This is a genomic window from Pseudomonas bharatica CSV86 (assembly GCF_000319305.2).
Classification (GTDB): Bacteria; Pseudomonadota; Gammaproteobacteria; order Pseudomonadales; family Pseudomonadaceae; genus Aquipseudomonas; species Aquipseudomonas bharatica.
On the sequence record NZ_AMWJ02000005.1, the window covers coordinates 74,441 to 88,677 of the forward strand.

Here is a 14,237-nt window from a genome sequence, read left to right on the forward strand (position 1 = left end):
GCAGGTCGCGGTCAGAACGCTCCCTGCACCGTGACCATGAAATTCCGCGGTTCCCCGTAGTAGTTCCCCCATCCCGGTGCACCGATGGTGGCGTAGTACTTCTTGTCGAACAGGTTGTTGCCGTTCAGCGCCACCGTCCAATTCTGGTCGACGCGATATTGCACGCGGCCACTCCACAGGGTGTAGCCCGGCTGTTCGATCTTCAGGGTGCGGTTGTAGCGCGAGTTCTCGCTCTGGCTGCTGACCCCGGCACCGAGGCTCCAGCGTTCCAGCGCGCCGTCGAGCTGGTAATCACCCCAGACCCGCAGCATGTGCCTCGGTACGAAGCTGGAACTGAAGGTCAGGTCGTTGCTGTCGACCTCGTTGATGCTCTTGAGGAATTTGGTCTGGGTGTAGGTGTAGCCGGCCAGCACTTGCAGGCGCTCGACCGGCGAGCCGCTGATTTCCGCCTCGAAGCCCTGGGCGCGGACCTTGCCATTGTCGGTGTAGCAATACTGGTCGCCGGAGCCCATGCAGGTGCCGACATAGTCGGTTTCGGCACGATGCTCCTCGATGGTCCGGAACAGGTTGAACGCGGTATTCAGTTCGCCATTGAACAGCTCGCCTTGATACCGATCTCGTAGTTGGCACCGGTCTTGGGTTGCAGCGTCTGGCCGTCGGCGGTGACCTTGTTGCTTTGTGGCTGGAAGATATCCGCATAGCTGGCGTAGGCGGTCCACTGCTCGTTCAGGTCATACAGCACCGCGGCGAACGGGGTGACCTGGCCGTTTTCCTGGCTGCGGTTGGGCACCCAGTAGTCATAGGCCTGGGTATAGGAGTCGCTGTGGTTGCGGTACCAACTGACCCTGCCTCCGAGCACCAGGGTCAGCGGCTCGGCCAGCTTCAGGCGCACATTGGCGTAGGTGCCGAACTGGCGGGTGAGGGAGTCGGTCGGCACGCTGCGCCCGGGTCGGGTTGACCAGGTAATCGGCCTTGGAGGGATGAGGGAAGTCCGACGACGGATCGAACGGGTTCTGCGAGCCGCTCAGGCGCATCAGGGCAAAGTAGTCGTGGTTCTTCTGGCGGCTGGCGTTCATCCCGACGATGACTTCGTGCTCCAGGCCGAACGCGCGGAATTTGCCGTCCAGGTAGGTATCGAAGCCGTAGTCGGTCTGGTCGTAGTCGAAGCGCCCGGCATAGCGACCCATGGCCGCTGTGCTGGCGCCCACGGCAACGGCACCCTCGGAGTAGCCGTATTCGATGTCCTGGTCGTTATGGGTATAGACCGAGGCGAAGTTCAGCGACCAGTCGTCGTTGAAGCGGTGCTTGAGGTCGGCGAAGCCGGTGATGCGCTGGCTTTGCAGGTCGTTCCAGCTGGCGCCGAGGCAGGTCGAGCGTGACAGCTTGAGGTCGCTGCCGTCGGCGTAGCGCGGCAGGCCGTGGTAGCAGGGCGAGGCATCGACGTCCTCGTAGGCCAGGCCGAAGCCGAGGGTGGTGTCCGGGCTGATGTCCCAATCGAGTGCGCCGTAAAGCACCTGGTCCTGGCGCTTGGCGTTGTCGTAGAAATACTGGCGGTCCTGCAGGGTGGCCACGGCGCGGCCGCGCACGCTGCCGGACTCGTTCAACGGGCCGCCAACGTCGATCTGGCCGCGGTAATCATCCCAGCTGCCGGCGGACATCGTCAGCTTGGTCGCCGTGGTTTCCAGCCCGCGCTTGCGCACGAAGTTGACGCCGCCAGCGGAGCTGCCCGAGCCCTTGAGCATGCCCGCCGCACCCTTGAGCACTTCGACCCGGTCATAGAAGGCCATGTCGCTGGAGAAGCTGTTGGCCTGCACATAGTTGCCGCCCACATCCAGCGGCACGCCGTCGTACTGGTACTGGCCGTCCATGTTGAAACCGCGGAGAAGAAGTACTTGCCGCCCATGGGCGAGTCGTAGACGGTGATGCCCGGGGTCTTTTCCAGGACCTTTTCCAGGGTGTTGAGGTTCTGGTCGTCCATCATCCTGCGGGTGATGACGGTCAGCGACTGCGGGTTTCCTTCAGGGTATGCACGCCCTTGCCGATGGTCACGGCACGGGCGGTGTAGGAGTCGGTGCCTTCGGTGGTGGGGTCGAGGCGCTGGCTGCTGATGGTGGTGGCGTCCAGTTCCATCGAGCCCTGCTCGTTGTGCAAGGGGCGCAGCGCGTAGGAGCCGTTGCTCTGCGGCACCGCTTGCAGGCCGCTGCCTTGCAGGAGGATGGCGAAGCCCTGGTCAACGCTGTAGGTGCCGTCTAGCCCGCCGGACTGACGGCCCTGGAGCAACGCCGCATCGAACGACAGGGCCGTGCCTGACGCCGAGGCAAAGGTGCTGAGAACGGTGGCAAGGCTGCCGGCCGGGATGTGCCAGGATTGCATCGCGCCGGCTTCGGCAGCGTGGGCCAGCCCTGGCAGGCTGAGCGCGCCGAGTGTGCAAAAGCCCAGGCGAATGGCTACGGCTACCGTGTCAGCAGGCGTGCGTGCGGGTACTTCATGGTGTTCCTCCCAAAATGAAACCGTGCAAAACGGCATCTACTGAGGATTGGCCGAGCAGGGCGGGCAAACAGTGCAACCTGAATCTAAGTATTTTTCGTTCGCATCTTTCGACGGCAATTCATCCCTATGCCGGCTGTACGCTGACCCAGTAGGCGGTGCGCCGCACGATGCGCAGGCCGAAGCCGCTTTCCAGGGCGGCGAGGGCGCGGTCGGTATCGTCCAGGGGGAAGGCGCCGGAAATCTTCAGGTCGGCGATGGCGGGATCGCAGCGCAGCCAGCCATGGCGATAGCGCGACAGTTCGTCGAGCAGATCGCCGAGGGGGCGCTGGATGGCGATCAGGCTGCCGCTGCGCCACGAAGCGACGCTGGCATCACTCTGCCAGGGCTTGCCGAGGCGCAGGCGGTCGAAGCGCACTTGCTGCCCGGCTTCGACGCGCATGACGCGCTCACCGACAGCAGGGCGGACCTCCACGGCCTTCTCCAGCACCGCCACTTCGCAGAACCGTGCTTCGGTCTGCACCGTGAAGCGGGTGCCAGGGCGCGGACCTGCCCTTGCGCGGTCTCTACCACGAAGGGCCGGGCCAGGCCATCGACCGCCGTCTCCACCAGCAGCCGACCGCTGAGCAGGCGCAGCAAGCGGCGCTCGGCGTCGAAGTGCACGTCCAGGGCGCAATGGCTGTCGAGCAGCACCTGGCTGCCATCGGCCAGGGCCAGGCGGCGTTGTTCGCCCACGGCGGTACGGTGGCTGGCCATCAGCGCCGCGCGCCATTGGCTGTCCCAGCCGTTCCAGCCCACCACGCCGACCCCGGCCAGCAGCAACAACTGGCGCAGGACCCGCGCCGGGATTCCCGCGCCTGGCGCAGGGCCGAAGCCGCCACATCGCCCGGCACGCCCTCGACCATCTGGCGTATCGACTGAACCTGTTGCCAGGCCCGACGGTGCAGCGGATCGGCGTTGTGCCAGTGCTGCCAGCCGAGACGGTCGGACTCGGTCTCGATACCGGACGACAGGCGCGCATACCACTGCGCCGCACTGCGCAGGGCTGCGCGTTCGGCAGGGTCCAGGGCAGGGCGGGCGCTGCTCACAGCAACCCCATGCGGATCAGGCAGCATTGCTCGATGGCCTTGGCCATATGGTTGTTCACCGTGCGCAGGGAGATGCCCTGGCGCTCGGCGATCTTCGGATAACTCAGGCCTTCGAACTGCGACAGGATGAAGGTCTGGCGCACCTTGTCGCCAAGGCTGTCGAGCATGCGGTCGATCTCCATCAGGGTCTCGAGGACGATGGCCTGGGTTTCCTGGGAAGGCCAGGTTTCCTCGGGCAGGGCGGCGAGGGCTTCCAGGTAGCTGTGCTCCAGGGCGCGGCGACGGAACAGATCGATCATCAGGCCCTTGGCCACGGTACTCAGGTACTGGCGGGGCTGACGAATGTCCGTGGCCTGCCGCGCCCTGAGCACCCGCACGAAGGTGTCCTGGACCAGGTCGGCGGCATCGCTGTGGTTGTCCAGGCGCTTGCGCAACCAGCCACGCAGCCAGCCGCTGTGGCTGCTGTACAGATCATGGACGGCGGAGCGCAGGGCGAAATCGTCGGCAGACATGGGAAAGAGTCGCTAATGAGAATTTTTTGCAATTTCACCCTTTTGCAGCAGGTTTGGCAATCCCCGGATAAAAGCAGCTTCTTTCGGCGGCGTCTCAACCTGCGGCGGCTCTCATTGAGCAAGACATAGCTATTTGATTTGCAAGGACCTTGCGGATTTACCTGGCGATGACGATGGTGAATCCACTACCGCTATCGCTGGCAAGCCAGCTCCCACAGGGTGGACTGCACCGGCCGCAGAATTCCAGCTCGACTCAATCGACTGTGGGAGCTGGCTTGCCAGCGATGAGGCCATCAGCGGTAGCGGAGATCGTTTACTCGCCGATCACCAACTGCCGCGCCAGCTGGTTATGTCGCTCCAGCACCAGTGGCAGGTCCACCGTGGTGATGCGTCCGTCCTTCACCACCACCCGGCCGTTGATCACGCTGGTATCGACATGTGTCGGGGTGCAGAACACCAGGGCCGCCAGCGGGTCGTGCAGGGCGCCTGCGTAGGCTACATGGCCGAGGTCGAAGGCGACGAAGTCCGCCACCATGCCCGGGGCGAGGGCGCCGATGTCGTTGCGGTTGAGCACCTTGGCGCCGCCCAGGGTGGCGATCTCCAGGGCTTCGCGCGCAGTCATCGCATCCGGACCGAAGCCGACCCGCTGCAACAGCAGGGCCTGGCGCACTTCGCCGATCATGCTGGCGCCATCGTTGGACGCCGAGCCATCGACGCCCAGACCCACCGGTACACCGTGATCGCGCATCTTGCGGATCGGCGCGATGCCCGAGGCCAGGCGCATGTTCGAGCACGGGCAGTGAGCGACGCCGGTGCCGGTGCGGGCGAACAGCTCGATGCCGTGCTGGTCGAGCTGCACGCAGTGGGCGTGCCAGACATCGTGGCCGACCCAGCCCAGGTCCTCGGCGTATTCGGCCGGGGTCATGCCGAATTTTTCGCGGCTGTAGGCGATGTCGTTGACGTTCTCCGCCAGGTGGGTGTGCAGCGAAACCCCATGCTCACGGGCCAGCACCGCGGCCTCGCGCATCAGGTCGCGACTCACCGAGAACGGTGAGCAGGGCGCGACCACGACCCGCAGCATCGAGCCATGGCTGGCATCGTGGTAGTCCTCGATCAGGCGCTGCGACTCCTTGAGAATGTCGCTTTCCTTTTCCACCACCGAATCCGGCGGTAGGCCGCCCTGGCTACGGCCGACGCTCATGCTGCCGCGAGCGGCATGGAAGCGCATGCCGATCTCGCCGGCGGCGTGGATGCTGTCGTCGAGCTTGCAGCCGTTGGGGTAGATGTACAGGTGGTCGCTGGACGTGGTGCAGCCCGACAGGATCAGCTCGGCCATGGCCGTCTGGGTCGAGACCGCGATCATCTCCGGGGTCAGCCGGGCCCAGATCGGGTACAGGTTGGTCAGCCAGTTGAACAGTTCGCCATCCTGGGCGGCCGGGACCACGCGGGTCAGGCTCTGGTACATATGGTGGTGGGTGTTGACCAGGCCGGGGATGACCACCTTGCCGGTCATGTCGAGGATTTCGTCGGCCTGTTGCGGCAGCGCGTCGCTGGGGCCGACCTGCTGGATCAGGTTGTCGACGATGTACAGGCCGCCACCTCTGATTTCGCGGCGTTCGCCGTCCATGGTGACCAGCAGCGTGGCGTTCTTGACCAGTAATGTCTTGGGCATGGGTATTCCTCTCCTGATGGGAGTGCGGTTTCGATGGGATGCCTTGGCGGCGATTCGATCAATGCGAAGGGGGCGAGAAGGCGGTCGGGGCGCGGGGCCTCGATGGGTCCAGGCGTTCGCGGGAACGGAATTCATCGTCGGCGGCCAGGCGCACGACAAGCGACATCGGGAGAGGGCGCCCGAGTGGTTCGGGCAGGATCAGGTGTTGCATGGTGTCAGACCGTCGCTATACGCATGGGCGATTGCCAATGTCGTAGGCGCCGGAGGATTGTAGTTGTATTTATATTTTTTGTATACAGTTCCGGCGCTACGGCCCCTGCCGTTGCGCCGGGTGTTCAGTGGCCAGCGGCCCTGAGGCGTTTGGCATCGATCGCGCAGACCAGATTGCGCAGCTCCCCGAGGATCGATTGGCGCTGCAGGGGCTCCCACTGTGGGGTCTCGTCCTGCGCGCGATCTCTTCGCCGCTGGCGAAATAGTCGGTGAAATAAACCCGGCCGAACTGGGCCGTTTCGTCCCGTTCGCAGTTGATCACCCGCAAGGCGCTCGAACTGCGCACATAGGTCTTGCCTGCGCCGATCTGCTCGGGCTTGCCGTAATTGTGAACCAGGTTGAACTGGCGCAACTGCGGCTTGCCCTGGTAAAGGGCGACGGAGTTGGCCGCGAAGAAAGTGGCCACTTCGGGCGTGGACATGATTTCGAACATGCCCGCAGGCTTGACCCGTGGTGCAGCCGGCGTCGCTTCGGGCTTCGCCCCATCATGGGCGCAGCCGGCCAGGAGCAGGGCGGCGGTCAGGCACAGGACAGGTTTCATTGTCCGGCTCCTGGTACGACATCCGGGCGCTCGCGCTGCAGCAACGCGGTATCGATGCTGCCTTGCAGCGAGCACAGCAGACGGGTCTTGCCGTTCTCGGTGCTGAGCATCAGCAGCTTTTCCGCAGAGCCTGCCGCCGGCGCGACGCCCGATGCCGCGCTCGGGTTGTCCTGCCAGGCGTCACTGCCGCGCGGTTTGATCTGCGGTCGGGAAATGAAATATTCCCCGGCTTCTTCCCATTGGGCCTGGGGCAGTTTCGCCATGACCTCCTCGCGGCTGGCCACGGTTTCGAAGCCCCAGAAGTAATAGGTACCTTGCGCGCCCAGGTCGAAGGCCCGGTCATACCAGGCGGTCAACGGCAGGCCGTCGTCATCCACGGGATGGGCAAAGGTCAGCAGCGCACCCTCCGGGCTCGTGCGGTCGGCGACCGATATCCAGGCCACGCCGGCCTTTTCGTCCTGGCTCAGCTTCACCTGACGGGCCAGTTCGCCACGTTGGGCATGCAGGTTCTTGAAGAACGAAGGCTGGCATTGCAGCAGCCCTTCGGCCAGGCCGGTCGCCAGCGAGTTGCCGGCCCACAGGCCGAGCAGCAGCGCGAGGGCGGGTTTGATCGTGCGGGGGGAAATGCGGGTCAGTTCCATTGAGACGGATATCCTGGACGGGTGGGAAACTACGGATGCAGGGCCGGGAAATCCACTTCGTAGATGCCTCGCTCGGCCGCATCGGCACCGGTGCTGTGATCGCCCTCAGGTCGGTGAGTTCCCAGGCGAGCCAGCCTTCTTCGTGATAACTCGCACAGGCCGCCTCGATATCGCCGACTTCGAAGGGGCGAACTGCCTTGACCCGCACGATGGCGACGGCAAGTCCATCGTCCTGCTCACCGTCGTTATGCAAAAAGCGCTTGTTCTCGACGATCAGCAGGTCTTCGGAGGGCTCAAGGCCAGGCTGCCAGCGACGGATTTCGAGGGTTTTCTGCCCGCAGGCGATCCTCGTGCCGCCGGGGCTGACGATGGACAGGGCTTTCATGCGCATTCCGGTTATTCCTCCAACGGGCCACCACGGCACTGCTGTCATGCCTGTGTGGCGGCCCGTGCCTGGATGGCGGCAAGGATAACTAGATTTGAACCCGCCTGCGCAGCTCTCGTGCCGCAGCCACCATGTTCACCAGTGCCGCTTCGGTTTCCGGCCAGCCGCGGGTCTTCAGGCCGCAGTCCGGATTGACCAGAGTCGCTGGGCCGGAATGCGCCGCGCGGCCTTTTCCAGCAGCTTGATCATCTCGTCCTTGCCCGGCACCCGCGGCGAGTGGATGTCGTAGACCCCGGGGCCGATCTCGTTCGGGTAGTCGAACTTCTCGAAGGCGTCGAGCAGTTCCATGTCCGAGCGCGAGGTTTCGATGGTGATCACGTCGGCGTCCATGGCCGCGATCGATTCGATCACGTCATTGAACTCGCTGTAGCACATGTGGGTGTGGATCTGGGTTTCGTCGCGCACGCCAGAGGCACACAGGCGGAAGGCTTCGGTGGCCCATTCCAGGTAATGTCCCAGGCGCTGCGACGCAGCGGCAGGCCTTCGCGAAAGGCCGCTTCGTCGATCTGCACGATGCGGATGCCCGCGGCTTCCAGGTCCTGCACTTCGTCGCGGATGGCCAGGGCCAGTTGCCGGGCCTGGACCTCGCGGCTCACGTCCTCGCGCGGGAAGGACCACATCAGCATGGTCACCGGGCCGGTCAGCATGCCTTTCATGACCTTGCTGGTCAGGCCCTGGGCATAGCTGATCCAGTCCACGGTCATCGCCTGCGGACGGCTCAGGTCGCCGAAGATCACCGCCGGTTTAACGCAGCGCGAGCCGTAGCTCTGGACCCAGCCGAAGCGGGTGAAGACGTAGCCGTCCAATTGCTCGGCGAAATACTCGACCATGTCGTTGCGTTCGGCTTCACCGTGCACCAGCACGTCGAGCCCGAGGTTTTCCTGGATTTCCACGGCGTGGCGGATTTCGCTGTGCATGGCTTCGACGTAGTCGGCCTCGGTCAGCCGGCCTTGCTTGAAGGACTGGCGCGCCAGGCGAATGGCGGCGGTCTGCGGGAACGAGCCGATGGTGTGGTGGGAAACGCGGGCAGGTCGAGGTGGGCGCGCTGTTTGCCGATCCGCTGGGCGAACGCCGAATGACGCTGGCTGTCGGCCGGCTTGATCGCTGCCAGGCGAGCCTGCACGGCGGGCTTGTGGATGCGAGGCGAGGCAGCGCGGCTGGCCTGCACGGCGTGGCTCTGCTCCAGCGCACTGCGCACGTCGGCGGCGTCTGGCTGGTCGATGGCCTTGGTCAGCAGGGCGACTTCCCGGCATTTCTGCACGGCGAAGGCCAGCCAGCTTTTCAGTTCGGCATCCAGTTGGTCTTCACGCTCCAGGTCCACCGGGCTGTGCAGCAGCGAGCAGGATGGCGCGATCCACAGGCGATCGCCCAGGCGTTCGGCGGCGTGACGCAGCACCTCCAGGGCATTTTCCAGGTCGCAGCGCCAGACGTTGCGGCCGTTGACCACGCCCAGGGACAGGATCTTGTAGGCCGGCAGGCGGTCGAGGATGGTCGGGTACTGCTCGGGGGCGCGCGCCAGGTCGATATGCAGGCCGTCCACCGGCAGGTTGGCGGCCAGGCCGAGGTTGTCCTCCAGGCCGCCGAAGTAGGTGGCGACCAGCTTCTTCAGCGGTTCGCGCTGGATCAGGTTGTAGACGCGCTCGTAGGCGTTCTTCCAGTCCTGGGGCAGGTCGAGGGCCAGGATCGGTTCGTCGATCTGCACCCATTCCACGCCTTGCGCGGCCAGGCGCTGGAAGATCTGGCCGTACAGCGGCAGCAGGCGGTCCACCAGCTCCAGTTTGTCGAAGTCGCCGCCCTTGGCCTTGCCCAGCCACAGGTAGGTCAGCGGCCCAGCACCACCGGCTTGACCGCATGGCCCAGCGCCAGGGCTTCATCGACTTCCTCGAACAGCTGGTCCCAGCTCAGTTCGAACTGCTGGTCGGCCGTGAATTCGGGGACCAGGTAGTGGTAGTTGGTGTCGAACCACTTGGTCATTTCCTGGGCATGGGCGCCGCAGCACCCTTCGCTGACGCCGCGAGCCATGCGAACAGGGTGTGCAGGTTCGGCTTGCCGGTGTGGTTGCGAAAACGCTCGGGATCACGCCGAAGGTCAGCGAATGGGTCAGGACCTGGTCGTACCAGGCGAAAATCGCCGACCGGCAGCAACTCGATCCGGCGTCCTTCTGCACCTGCCAATGGCTGGCACGTAGCGCGCGGCCCACGGTGCGCAGGCCGGCTTCATCCAGCTCGCCTTTCCAGAAGGCTTCCTGGGCCTTTTTCAGTTCACGGTCGCGTCCGATGCGCGGGAAACCGAGGTTGTGTGCCAGTGCCATGCTGCAATCTCTCCATCGAAAAAATCAGTGGAGGGATTTTCGGGATTGCGCCTTGGTGAGACAAACTCATTTTATTCGCGAAGAACTTTAGGTTTGTTCATGGTCTTTAAGCCTGCCCGAACGCCGCTCCGCGCTCGGAAAGCTGCTGCGCCTGGATTTCCTGCGGCAGTGCCGTGACCTTGATCGCCCGCACCGGCACGGCGAACTTCGCGCCGATCCTGGAGAAGCGCTCGAGCAGGTGAAATTGATCGCCTGCTGGATATCCATGTACAGGTTGTAGCCCGGATCCTTGACGATATACACGCACTCGAACTCCAGCGCTTCCTTGCCGAAGCCGCGCAGGTGGGCACGGTCGAAGCGCACCTGGTCCTGCGCGCGAATGGCCTGCTCGACGATCTCCGGTGCCTGCTTCACCGCCTCGGTCGGGGTGTCGTAGGACAGGCCGAACTCGAACACGATGCGCCGTTCCTGCAGGCGCTTGTAGTTCTGGATGGTGCTGCTGATCATGCTGGCGTTGGACATGACGATCTGTTCGCCACCCAGGCTGCGGATTCGCGTGGTCTTCAGGCCGACGTTCTCGACGGTCCCGGCCAGCGGGCCGATGACGATGAAATCGCCGACCTCGAACGGTTTATCCACGGCGATCGCCAGCGAGGCGAACAGGTCGCCGAGGATGTTCTGCACTGCCAGGGCCACGGCGATACCGCCCACGCCCAGGCTGGCGACGAAGGCGGTGATGTTCACCCCCAGGTTGGACAGCATCGCCAGCAGTACCACCGACCACAACAGCACCCGCGCACCCCAGGCCGACAGGGTGGCCAGGGCGCCGCGCTGGTACAGGCCGTCGCTGCTCTGCCGGGCGAAGTAGCGCGACAGGCCAAGGGCAATGGCACGGTTGGCCCACAGGCCAATCTGCAACGCCGCGACTACGAACCACAGGCTGCCGACCCGGTTCAGCCAGCGCTCGGGCAGGTCGAGCATGCCCAGGCCGACCAGCAGCGAGGCGAGGAACAGCAGCAGGTTGCTGGTACCCGCCAGTACCTTGGCCAGCACCTGGCTCAGCGCGCCGTCATGCTCCGACCAGCGCCGCACCCGGCGCAGCAGGAAGCTGATGGCGGCGCGCGAGACGAGGAAGGTCAGCAACGCTACGCACAGCGCCAGGAGCAGGTTGAGAAGGGAAATGCCGAACAGCGTGGTGTCGGTGAACAGTTCGATGATGCGATCGTTCATGGGTGGTCAGCCTCCGGGTTGTCCTCGGGTGGTTTGCTCAGGGTCCTTCTTATGGGGTGCCCTGCGACCGTCACAGTTCGATCCGATTTCACAACCCAGCATATTGGCGTGCACGTAGTACATGATCCACAGCGACAACCCTACCAGCAGGGCGATGATCACCACGCTGAACACCAGCGCCACCAGGCTCCAGCGCTGCTCGCGGGCGGTGGTCAGGTGCAGGAAGAACACCACGTGCACCAGGATCTGCAACACCGCGCAGCCAGGATCACCGCGAAGGTGACCCGCCGCGACATGCTCGGGTACAGGGCCAGGGCAAAGGGAACGAGGGTCAGGATGGCTGCCAGCAGGAAGCCGATGTTGTACGACCTGGCGCTGGACTGGCTGGCGCCGGCGCTGCTGTGAACCTGGCTTTCACTGGACATCAGATCACCCGAACAGATAGACGACGGTAAACACGCAGACCCAGACGATGTCCAGGAAGTGCCAGAACAGGCTCAGGCAACTCAGGCGCGTGGAATTGACGCAGCACAGGCCGCGCTGCCGGACCTGGAGCATCAGCAGCGCCATCCACACCAGGCCGATCAGCACATGCAGGCCGTGGGTGCCGACCAGGGTGAAGAAACCGGTAAGGAAGGCGCTGCGCTGCGGGCCGTTGCCCTCGGCGATCAGCGTATGGAACTCGTTGAGCTCCATGGCGATGAAGCCCAGGCCGAGGACGAAGGTCACCCCAGCCATTGCAGGACCCGGCGCTTGTCCTTGCGGTGGTTGGCGAGCATGGCGTAGCCGTAGGTGATGCTGCTGAACAGCAGCAGGAAGGTTTCGCCGAGTACGTAGGGCAGCTCGAAGATGTCGCCGCGCTCGGTCCGCCGCCGTGGCCTGGCCCAGTACCGCATAGGTGGCGAACAGCGTGGCGAAGAGGATGCAGTCGGTCATCAGGTAGATCCAGAAGCCGAACAGGCTCAGCGAGCCGGCATCCTCGTAGCCGTGCTCCTGCTGGTGGGCGGTCTCGTTCAGGACGATCTGCGACATGGTTCAGGCCTCCGCCATCAGTTGGCGCCGTTCGGTTTCCAGGCGTTCCACTTCCCTGGCCTCGACGTAGTATTCGGTGTTCTGGTCGTAGCTGCGCACGATCAGGGTCGCGACGGTCGCCAGCAGGCTTGCGATCACCAGCCACCAGATATGCCAGACCAGGGCGAAGCCCAGCACCGTGCTCAGGGCACCGATGACCAGGCCCAGGCTGGTATTGCACGGCATATGGATCTTGCGGAAATCGGCCTTGGCCAGGGTTTCCACGCCGCGCTCCTTCATTCCCCAATAGGCGTCGATGCCATGTACCACGGGCTGTTCGGCGAAGTTGTAGAACGGCGGCGGCGAGGCGGTGGCCCATTCCAGGGTGCGGCCGTCCCAGGGGTCGCCGGTATAGTCGCGGTTCTCGTGGCGCTTGCGGATGCTCACCACCAGCTGCGCGACCTGGCAGGCCACGCCGCACAGGATGATGCACACGCCGAACATCTCCAACAGCAGCAGCGGGCGCCATTGCGGTACGTCGAAGTGGTTCAGGCGCCGGGTCATGCCCATGAAACCGAGGAAATACGACGGCATGAAGGCGAAGTAGAACCCTGCCAGCCAGCACCAGACGCTGCCCGTCCCAGCGGGTCGTAGAGCTTGAAGCCGAAGGCCTTGGGAACCAGTAGGTCAGCCCACAGAGATAGCCGAACACGGCGCCGCCGATGATCACGTTATGGAAATGGGCGATCAGGAACAGGCTGTTATGCAGCAGGAAGTCGGCGCCCCGGCACTGCCAGCAGCACGCCGGTCATGCCGCCGATACTGAAGGTGACGATGAAGCCCACCGTCCACAGCATCGGCGTTTCGAAGCGCACCCGGCCGCGGTACATGGTGAACAGCCAGGTGAAGATCTTCACCCGGTGGGCACGGCGATGATCATGGTCATGATGCCGAAGAAGGCGTTGACGTTCGCCCGGCGCCCATGGTGAAGAAGTGGTGGACCCAGACGATGAATGACAACAGAGTGATGACGATGGTCGCCCAGACCAGCGAGTAATAGCCGAACAGGCGCTTGCGCGCGAAGGTCGAGGCCACTTCGGAGAAGATCCCGAAGGCCGGCAGGATCAGGATGTACACCTCCGGTGGCCCCAGGCCCAGATCAGGTTGACGTACATCATCGGGTTGCCGCCCAGCTCGTTGGTGAAGAAATGCATGCCCAGGTAGCGGTCGAGGCTGAGCATGAAGAGGGTCGCGGTGAGGATGGGGAACGCCGCGAGGATCAGGATCGAGGTGCACAGCACCGTCCAGGTGAACACCGGCATGCGGAACAGGGTCATGCCGGTGGTGCGCATCTTCAGGATGGTGACGAAGAAATTCAGCCCCGTGAGCAGCGTGCCGACCCCGGATATCTGCAGCGACCAGATGTAGTAATCGACGCCGACCCCGGGGCTGTAGCCGATCCCCGACAGGGCGGGTAGGCCACCCAGCCGGTGCGGGCGAACTCGCCGATGCCCAGGGAGATATTCACCAGCAGCGCGCCGGCGACGAACAACCAGAAGCTCACCGCGTTGAGGAACGGATAGGCCACGTCGCGGGCGCCGATCTGCAGCGGGACCACGATGTTCATCAGGCCGACCACGAAGGGCATGGCCATGAAGAAGATCATGATTCCCCGTGGGCGGTGAAGATCTGGTCGTAATGCTCCGGTGGCAGGTAGCCTGGCGAGCCGTCGGAGGCCATGGCCTGCTGGGTACGCATCATCAGGGCGTCGGCGAAGCCCCGCAGGAGCATGACCAGGGCGACGACGATGTACATTACGCCGATGCGCTTGTGGTCCACCGAGGTAAACCACTCCTTCCACAGGTAGGTCCACTTGCGCTTCCAGGTGATCGCGCCCACCCCGGCGAAGCCGATCAGGCCAACGATGGCCAGGGTGTACATGATGATGGGCTCGTCGACGGGGATGGCGTCCCAGCTCAGCTTTCCGAACATATCCATTACTCCTGGCTGCCTTGCGCCGACGCGTTCC

The 14,237-nt window shown here is 64.3% G+C and carries 4 protein-coding genes and 10 pseudogenes; all 14 read right to left on the reverse strand.

Features of this window, described 5'->3' with window-relative positions; translation table 11 throughout:
• Positions 1-11 precede the first annotated feature (11 nt).
• The 14 genes and pseudogenes from CSV86_RS29285 to cyoB all read right to left on the reverse strand — a co-directional run bounded on the left by CSV86_RS29285 (position 12) and on the right by cyoB (position 14,200).
• A pseudogene (locus tag CSV86_RS29285) lies at positions 12-2,526 on the reverse strand (TonB-dependent siderophore receptor).
• A gap of 88 nt (positions 2,527-2,614) precedes the next feature.
• Positions 2,615-3,602, reverse strand: a pseudogene (locus tag CSV86_RS29290) (FecR domain-containing protein).
• Positions 3,572-4,087: a sigma-70 family RNA polymerase sigma factor gene (locus CSV86_RS29295; RefSeq protein ID WP_009406446.1), complete on the reverse strand. Its 516-nt coding sequence runs from the start codon at positions 4,085-4,087 to the stop codon at positions 3,572-3,574. The pseudogene CSV86_RS29290 and the gene CSV86_RS29295 overlap by 31 nt, the downstream one beginning before the upstream one ends.
• A 313-nt stretch (positions 4,088-4,400) precedes the next feature.
• On the reverse strand, positions 4,401-5,759 hold the full coding sequence (locus CSV86_RS29300; RefSeq protein ID WP_009406447.1) for an 8-oxoguanine deaminase: 1,359 nt from the start codon (positions 5,757-5,759) through the stop codon (positions 4,401-4,403).
• A 335-nt stretch (positions 5,760-6,094) separates the two neighbouring features.
• Positions 6,095-6,570 (reverse strand): annotated as a pseudogene (locus CSV86_RS29305) (surface-adhesin E family protein).
• On the reverse strand, positions 6,567-7,211 hold the full coding sequence (locus tag CSV86_RS29310) for a hypothetical protein (protein WP_009406450.1): 645 nt from the start codon (positions 7,209-7,211) through the stop codon (positions 6,567-6,569). The pseudogene CSV86_RS29305 and the gene CSV86_RS29310 overlap by 4 nt, the downstream one beginning before the upstream one ends.
• A 154-nt stretch (positions 7,212-7,365) precedes the next feature.
• A pseudogene (locus tag CSV86_RS29315) lies at positions 7,366-7,644 on the reverse strand (ASCH domain-containing protein); the annotation flags it as partial.
• Between the two features lie 40 nt (positions 7,645-7,684).
• A pseudogene (gene metE / locus CSV86_RS33685) lies at positions 7,685-8,663 on the reverse strand (5-methyltetrahydropteroyltriglutamate--homocysteine S-methyltransferase).
• Positions 8,597-9,633, reverse strand: a pseudogene (locus CSV86_RS33690) (5-methyltetrahydropteroyltriglutamate--homocysteine S-methyltransferase); the annotation flags it as partial. The pseudogenes CSV86_RS33690 and metE, both read right to left, overlap by 67 nt.
• Positions 9,527-9,967, reverse strand: a complete 441-nt coding sequence (locus CSV86_RS33695; protein WP_376699783.1) for a hypothetical protein — start codon at positions 9,965-9,967, stop codon at positions 9,527-9,529. The pseudogene CSV86_RS33690 and the gene CSV86_RS33695, both read right to left, overlap by 107 nt.
• A 106-nt stretch (positions 9,968-10,073) precedes the next feature.
• Positions 10,074-11,197, reverse strand: a pseudogene (locus tag CSV86_RS29325) (mechanosensitive ion channel family protein).
• A gap of 96 nt (positions 11,198-11,293) precedes the next feature.
• Positions 11,294-11,622, reverse strand: a pseudogene (cyoD, locus tag CSV86_RS29330) (cytochrome o ubiquinol oxidase subunit IV); the annotation flags it as partial.
• A 4-nt stretch (positions 11,623-11,626) separates the two neighbouring features.
• A pseudogene (cyoC, locus tag CSV86_RS29335) lies at positions 11,627-12,229 on the reverse strand (cytochrome o ubiquinol oxidase subunit III).
• Positions 12,230-12,232: 3 nt separating this feature from the next.
• A pseudogene (gene cyoB, locus CSV86_RS32925) lies at positions 12,233-14,200 on the reverse strand (cytochrome o ubiquinol oxidase subunit I).
• Positions 14,201-14,237: the final 37 nt, after the last annotated feature.

Excerpts from the sequence above, each read along its gene's own strand:
- CSV86_RS29295 (WP_009406446.1), bottom strand. The coding sequence starts at position 4,087 with ATGTCTGCCGACGATTTCGCCCTGCGCTCCGCCGTCCATGATCTGTAC.
- CSV86_RS29300 (WP_009406447.1), bottom strand. The coding sequence starts at position 5,759 with ATGCCCAAGACATTACTGGTCAAGAACGCCACGCTGCTGGTCACCATG.
- CSV86_RS29310 (WP_009406450.1), bottom strand. The coding sequence starts at position 7,211 with ATGGAACTGACCCGCATTTCCCCCCGCACGATCAAACCCGCCCTCGCG.
- CSV86_RS33695 (WP_376699783.1), bottom strand. The coding sequence starts at position 9,967 with ATGGCACTGGCACACAACCTCGGTTTCCCGCGCATCGGACGCGACCGT.